Annotated in this window: 1 protein-coding gene; it reads left to right on the top strand. The window is 46.5% G+C overall.

The features are described from left to right. A partial coding sequence (gene tuf / locus BB427_RS02165) for an elongation factor Tu (RefSeq protein ID WP_069018799.1) occupies positions 1–1,168 on the top strand: 1,168 nt, incomplete at its 5' end. Between the last annotated feature and the right edge of the window lie 78 nt (positions 1,169–1,246).

Here is a 1,246-nt window from a genome sequence, read left to right as displayed (position 1 = left end):
TGAACGCGTAAAACCGCACGTAAACGTTGGTACTATCGGCCACGTTGACCACGGTAAAACAACTCTAACTGCAGCAATCACTAACGTACTTGCAAAAGTATACGGTGGTACAGCAAAAGACTTCGCATCAATCGATAACGCTCCAGAAGAGCGTGAGCGTGGTATCACAATCTCAACTTCACACGTTGAGTATGACACGCCAACTCGTCACTATGCACACGTAGACTGTCCAGGACACGCTGACTATGTTAAAAACATGATCACTGGTGCTGCACAGATGGACGGCGCGATCCTAGTAGTTGCTGCTACTGACGGTCCTATGCCTCAAACACGTGAGCACATCCTACTTTCTCGTCAGGTTGGTGTACCTTACATCATCGTATTCATGAACAAATGTGACATGGTTGACGACGAAGAGCTACTAGAGCTAGTAGAGATGGAAGTTCGCGAACTACTTTCTGAGTACGACTTCCCAGGTGATGACCTACCACTAATCCAAGGTTCAGCGCTTAAAGCACTAGAAGGCGAAGAGCAGTGGGAAGCGAAGATCATTGAGCTTGCAGAAGCACTAGATTCTTACATCCCAGAGCCAGAGCGTGACATCGATAAGCCATTCATCATGCCTATCGAAGACGTATTCTCAATCCAGGGTCGTGGTACAGTAGTAACAGGCCGTGTAGAAGCTGGTATCATCAACGTGAACGACGAAGTAGAAATCGTAGGTATTAAAGAAACTACGAAGACAACTTGTACGGGTGTTGAGATGTTCCGTAAGCTTCTAGACGAAGGTCGTGCGGGTGAGAACATCGGTGCACTACTACGTGGTACTAAGCGTGATGAAGTTGAACGTGGTCAAGTACTATGTAAGCCTGGTTCAATCAAGCCACACACAAAATTCACTTCAGAAGTATACGTACTTTCGAAAGATGAAGGTGGTCGTCACACTCCTTTCTTCAAAGGTTACCGTCCACAGTTCTACTTCCGTACAACAGACGTAACTGGTGACATCCAGCTACCAGACGGCGTAGAAATGGTAATGCCTGGCGACAACATCAAGATGACTGTTGAGCTAATCGTACCAATCGCGATGGACGAAGGTCTACGTTTCGCTATCCGTGAAGGTGGCCGTACAGTAGGTGCTGGTGTTGTAGCAACAATCGAAGAGTAATCTGTAGATTGTCGTAACACACATAAAAAGGGTCGCTTTGGCGGCCTTTTTTAATACCTTGTAGCTGCGATTTTATAT

This window comes from Pseudoalteromonas sp. BMB, assembly GCF_001709235.1.
GTDB classification, from domain to species: Bacteria; Pseudomonadota; Gammaproteobacteria; order Enterobacterales; family Alteromonadaceae; genus Pseudoalteromonas; species Pseudoalteromonas maricaloris.
This window is presented reverse-complemented; position numbering and strand designations above follow the sequence as displayed.